The sequence below is a fragment of the Corallococcus carmarthensis genome (assembly GCF_003611695.1).
GTDB classification, from domain to species: Bacteria; Myxococcota; Myxococcia; order Myxococcales; family Myxococcaceae; genus Corallococcus; species Corallococcus carmarthensis.
In genome coordinates this window covers 1-5519 of record NZ_RAWE01000361.1, presented here as the reverse complement: position 1 = coordinate 5519, position 5519 = coordinate 1, and the positions used below count along the sequence as shown (strand labels likewise).

General features: G+C 70.1%; 5 protein-coding genes. All 5 read left to right on the top strand.

Annotation, left to right across the window (positions count from 1 at the left end; translation table 11 throughout):
- A partial coding sequence (locus D7X32_RS42905) for a formate dehydrogenase accessory sulfurtransferase FdhD (RefSeq protein WP_208752737.1) occupies positions 1–276 on the top strand: 276 nt, incomplete at its 5' end.
- 293 nt (positions 277–569) lie between these two features.
- Positions 570–2042 carry an exopolysaccharide biosynthesis polyisoprenyl-phosphate hexose-1-phosphate transferase EpsZ gene (gene epsZ, locus D7X32_RS42900; RefSeq protein WP_120608263.1) on the top strand — a complete coding sequence of 491 codons (1473 nt, stop codon included), beginning with the start codon at positions 570–572 and terminating at the stop codon, positions 2040–2042.
- Between the two features lie 115 nt (positions 2043–2157).
- Positions 2158–3717: an exopolysaccharide biosynthesis flippase gene (wzx, locus tag D7X32_RS42895; RefSeq protein ID WP_244239497.1), complete on the top strand. Its 1560-nt coding sequence runs from the start codon at positions 2158–2160 to the stop codon at positions 3715–3717.
- Between the two features lie 8 nt (positions 3718–3725).
- Positions 3726–4361: an exopolysaccharide export protein EpsY gene (gene epsY / locus D7X32_RS42890; RefSeq protein ID WP_120608262.1), complete on the top strand. Its 636-nt coding sequence runs from the start codon at positions 3726–3728 to the stop codon at positions 4359–4361.
- A gap of 2 nt (positions 4362–4363) precedes the next feature.
- On the top strand, positions 4364–5519 hold a 1156-nt coding region (epsX, locus tag D7X32_RS42885), incomplete at its 3' end, for an exopolysaccharide export protein EpsX (protein WP_120608261.1).

The following is a 5519-nucleotide window of genomic DNA, read 5'->3' as shown; positions in this document are numbered from 1 at the left end:
ACCCCGCCCTTCCCCGCCGCCCCCACGGTCCTCGCCGTCAGCGGCCGCGCCAGCTTCGAGATCGTCCAGAAGGCCGCCCGCGCCCGCATCCCCGTCGTCGTCAGCGTGTCCGCCGCCAGTTCCCTGGCCATCGACCTGGCCCTGCGTGCTGGCGTGACGCTGGCCGCGTTCTCAAGGAACGGCCGCTGCAACGTCTACACCGCGACAGAACGGCTGGAGCCCTACCCCCAAACCTCGGGAATCCCTCATGACTTCCGCCATGACGCATCCCGTTAGGGGAGCAGGCATCCAAACGTCAGACCGGCATCGTACATGCAGTCAGCCCACGGTCCGGGGTCGCGGCCGAGCCGGGGGGAGATCCAATGCACCCATTGGTCTTCAATGTCTCCGGAAGAGGGTTGCATCAGACGTCAGGAGCGGGTGTCCAAGTTTTCACCTGATGTCATGTATTTCTTGCTGAGCAGTGGTTGCGCCGCGACGCACAATTTGGCAGTCTAGCATTTCCTCCTGGTTAAACTTTTCTAGTCTAGACGGTATCCTCTGCGAGACCCGAACGTGAGCAGAGGGGGGTGGACACGATGAGCAGTGCGACTGCAAGCGCCGAGGTCAAGGCTTCCGGGGCGACGGGGGTGACGGCTCTGCCCGAGGTCACGGATCCGCCGCGCCTGGCACCTGGCTTCGCGGCGAAGCTGAACCTCACCGTGGATGTGGCGCTGCTGGTGGGGGTGCTGCTGGGCTCGGCGTGGATGCGCGGCGGGCTGACGTTCCCCATGAGCTGGGAGCTGCCCAGCATGGTGGTGACGGCGGTGCTGGTGTGGCTCATCACGGGCACGGCGCTGTGCCTGTACGACTCGCGCTTCGCCGAGCGCAGCAAGCTGGACCACGTGGCGCTGGTGTCCGTCACCACGCTGGCGGTCGTGACCATCCAGGCGGTGCTGGAGCTGGCGATGCCGGCGGCGGCGCACGTGGGCCTGGCCCCGCTGCTCTTCATCTTCTGGCCGGTGGCGCTGCTGCTGCGCCTGGGCGTCTTCCGCCAGGTGGCCTCGCAGGAGGCCCCCACGGAGGAGGTGCTCATCGTGGGCACCGGCGCCATGGGCCGCTACACGGGCGAGGACCTGCTCAAGCGCGGCCGTCACAAGATCCTGGGCTACGTGCGCTTCCCGGCGGACCACGCCTCCGGCGACAGCCTGCCGGCGAACGTGCTGGGGCCCGCGGACGAGCTGGAGCGCCTCCTGCGCACCCTGCCCGTCAGCGAGGTCTACATCGCGGGCAACACGCTCAAGCAGGGCGAGTCCATGCAGGCGGCCATCAAGCTGGCGGAGCGCTTCGGCGTGCCGTTCGCGCTGCCGGCGCACTCGTTCCGCCTGGACCGCGCCCGCCCGGTGGAGTCCCGCGCGGTGGCGGACGGCTACCTGCACTTCGCCGCGGTGGCGCCCAAGCCGCACCAGATGGCCATGAAGCGCCTGTTCGACATCGCGGTGTCCGCGGTGGCGCTGTGGGCGCTGCTGCCGCTGTTCGCGGTGGTGGCGGCGGGCATCAAGCTCACCTCGCGCGGCCCCATCTTCTTCAAGCAGCTGCGCACCGGACAGCACGGCAAGCCGTTCTACATGCTGAAGTTCCGCTCCATGGTGGTGAACGCGGAGGAGCTCAAGGAGCGGCTGGCCGCGCAGAACGAGCAGACCGGCCCCGTCTTCAAGATGAAGAACGACCCGCGCATCACCGGCATCGGTCGTTTCATCCGCAAGTTCTCCATCGACGAGCTGCCCCAGTTCCTCAACGTGCTCCGCGGTGAGATGAGCATCGTGGGTCCGCGCCCGCCGGTGCCCAGCGAGGTGGCGAAGTACGAGACGTGGCAGCGCCGCCGCCTGTCGGTGCGTCCGGGCCTCACCTGCATCTGGCAGGTGTCCGGCCGCAACCAGATCTCCTTCGAGCAGTGGATGTACCTGGACATGCAGTACATCGACCACTGGAGCCTCACCGGCGACCTGCGGCTGCTCCTGCAGACGGTGCCGGTGGTCATCACCGGTCGCGGGGCAAGCTAGCAACCAGGGTGTCATTTCCGGGCCCGGCGTTGACGCGCCGGGCCCGTTTGTCTTTCCATGGGGCGGGCCTTCCTCCCCTTGAGTGCGCAGCAGCCCCAGAAGGCCCGCGTCATCCATGACCGTGAACAGTCCTATCTCCCCCTCCGCTGAAGCCGACGACGGCGCCCGTGCGAACGAAGTTCGCGGCGCGGTCCGCAGCACCCTGCAGCTCGGTGGCTCGCTGATGGTGACGTACGCCATCGCGCTGGGCATCCGCGCGCTGATGCCGCGCTACCTGGGGCCGGAGGCGTTCGGCTACTTCAACTGGTCGGAGGCGTTCGCCGCCACGTTCTTCGTGGCCACGAACCTGGGCCTGGAGACGTACATCCGCAAAGAGGTGCCGGTCCGCCCGGATCACGCGAGCGACTTCTTCGGCACCACCATGCTGCTGCGCCTGGCGATGACGCTCATCCTCATGGTGGCGCTGGCGCTGGTGCTCCACCACACGGGCGAGCCCCCGGAGGTGCAGCACCTGGTGCAGTGGTTCGCGGTGGCCCAGTCGCTCATCGTGGTCAACGCCTCCATGGCCGCGCTGCTGCACTCCAAGGGCAAGGTGGCGGGCCTGTCGGTGTCCAACGTCATCACCAAGATTGTGTGGGGCGGGGGCCTGGCGCTGATGGCCGCGTTCGGCGTGGGCCTGCAGTGGCTGGCCGTGCCCATGGTGCTGTCGGAGGCGGTGAAGCTCATCATCAGCTGGAAGCTGGCGAAGGAGCACCTGAACCTCAAGTTCCGCATCGACCTCACCGCGACGAAGAAGGTGATGAAGGCGTGCCTGCCGTTCTTCCTCACCGCGGCGGCGCTGGCGTGCAACGGGCGCACGGACATGTCGCTGTTGGGCAAGCTCGCGTCGAAGGAGGAGGTGGGCTGGTACGGCGGTGCGTTCAGCATCGCGGGGCTCACGTTCCTCATCTCCCCCATCTTCGGCTGGGTGCTGATGCCCATGATGTCGCGCGCGGCGGCCCGGTCTCCGCAGGAGCTGTCGCACCTGACGCGCCGCTCGCTGGAGGGCGTGCTCGCGTTCACCGTGCCGGTGATGATGGCCATGGTGCTGGGCGCGGACCTGTGGGTGCGCCTCATGTGCGGCCCCGGCTTCGAGCCCGCGGCGCTGCCCCTGCGCGTGCTGTCCCCCATCTTCGTGATGGCCTACGTCACCATGGTCAGCAGCATCTGGCTCACCATGTCCAACAAGGAGTGGTGGGTGACGCTGGCGGCCACCATGGGCGCGGTGGTGAACCCCATCTTCAACCTGGTGCTCATCCCGTGGCTGTACGGGCGCATTGGCCCGTCCGGCGGCGCCACCGCCACGGCGCTGTCCATGTTCCTGACGGAGGTCATCGTCACGGTGCTCTTCCTCGGCCGCATGGGAACGAACTCCTTCGACCGGCGTTCGCTGGTCATGGTGGCGAAGACGGCCGTGGTGTGTGGCGTGTGCGTGGCCCTGGACCGCGTGCTGATGGGCGCCGGACTGGCGCCGTGGCCCCGGCTGGGGCTGACGGCCACCACCTACGTGGTGGGCGTGCTGGGCACCGGCGCCGTGCGCCCCGCGGAGCTGCTCCAGGTCGTGCGCATGGCGCGCCAGCGCGGTAGTCATGGAGCTTCCGCCGAGGTGGCCGTGCCGGCCGCCCCCACCGCGTGAGGAGCCCCATGACGTCCCGTCCGTCCCGATTCCGCGGTCCTGTCTCCCGCGCGCTCGCGTGCGCTGGGCTGCTGCTGCTGGCCCCCGCGTGCAGCGGCCTGGGCAAGTACACCTGGGTGAACGACTACCAGGAGAAGCCGGTCGCGTCGGACGAGGCCTACCGCATCGTCCCCGGCGACGTGCTCAACGTGAAGGTGTTCGGCCAGGAGGCGCTCACCACGCGCGCCAAGGTGCGCGAGGACGGCCACATCAGCCTCACCTTCCTGGACGACGTGGAGGCCGCGGGCCACTCCCCCGCCCTCCTGGCCCAGCAGATCCAGACGCGGCTCAAGGACTTCATCAACCACCCCGTCGTCACGGTGTCGCTGGAGGAAGCGCGCCCCATGTCCGTGACGATGCTGGGGGAAGTGGCCAACGTGGGCGCGCACGTGCTGGACCCGGGCGCGACGCTGCTCCAGGCGCTGGGCGCCGCGGGCAGCTTCACCGACTACGCCCACCGCGACCGCATCTTCGTGCTGCGCCGGGATGACCCGCAGGCGGAGCAGCCCACGCGCATCCGCGTGCGCTACGAGGACATCATCCGCGGCGAGGGCCGCGCGGCGGGCTTCCGCCTGCGCCCCGGCGACGTGGTGGTGGTGGAATAGCCGTGCTGGACGCGGCCCTCGCGAGCCTGTGGCTGGAGGTGGCCTCCGCCTCCGTGACGTACGGCGCCGCGGCCCGCGTGGACACCCGCGCGCGCTCCATGGACGCCCAGGCCACGGGCGAGGCCACTTCTCCCCTGGCGGCGGACATGGACATCGTCCCCACGGTGGGCCTGAAGTACGACGACGGCAGCGCGGTGGCGCAGGTGGAGTACGCGCCGCGCATCTCCTTCCGCGAGGCCACCACCCACCCGCGCACGGAAGTGCAGCACGTGGGGCGCCTCCTGGGGGACTGGCGCCCCGGCCGCGGCCTCACCCTGCACGGCACCCAGGAGTTCGTGCTGGGCCAGGTGAACCTCTTCACCAACCTGCCCCTGGGCGGCGGGCTTGGTGACGACCCGACGGTGCCCGGCGACACGCCGGCCACGGACGTCCCCATCCAGCCGCTGCCAGAGGGCGTGGACACGGTGTTCTTCCTGTCCTCGCTGACGACGCTGGCGGCGGAGACGGTGTGGCTGGGCCCGGGCTGGCGGCTGTCGGGCAGCGCGGGCTTCTCCGCCAGCGGCGGCCTGGACGCCACGGCGAAGGAGGCGGTGCCCTTCCAGTACGGCCCGCGCGCGCAGCTGTCCCTGGGGTATGCCCCCGCGCCCCGGCACGCCCTGGCCACCACGGTGGGCTACTCGGATTCGCGCTTCTCCACCGGCGCACGCGCCACGGTGACGACGTTCACCGGCGCCTGGACGCACCGGCTGGACCGGCGCACGTCGCTGGAGGCGGGGGTGGGCGTGGGCGTGGCGTACTCCGTGCGTGCGACGGCGGACGCCACCGCGGAGGATCCCGAAACGCCGGAGGCCACCCCCTCAGGTGGGCGACGGCTGACGACCCTTCAGGTCGGGGACACACCGGCGGTGGAGCCGGCGCAACGCCTGGAGTTGTTGCCGGACCTGACGCTGGCGGTGTCCCACCGGGTGCCGTCGCGGCTGGCGGACTTCAACGGCCGGCTCTCCGCGCGGGTGACGCCCTTCGTGGACCGGCTGACGGGGCTCGTCTACCCGAGGGCTGACCTGACCTTGAACGGCACCTGGGCGCTGGGGCCCCGCTTCCGGCTGTCCGGGACGGCGGGCAGCGCCTTCGCGGTGGGTGGGGCGGTGGGAGACCGGC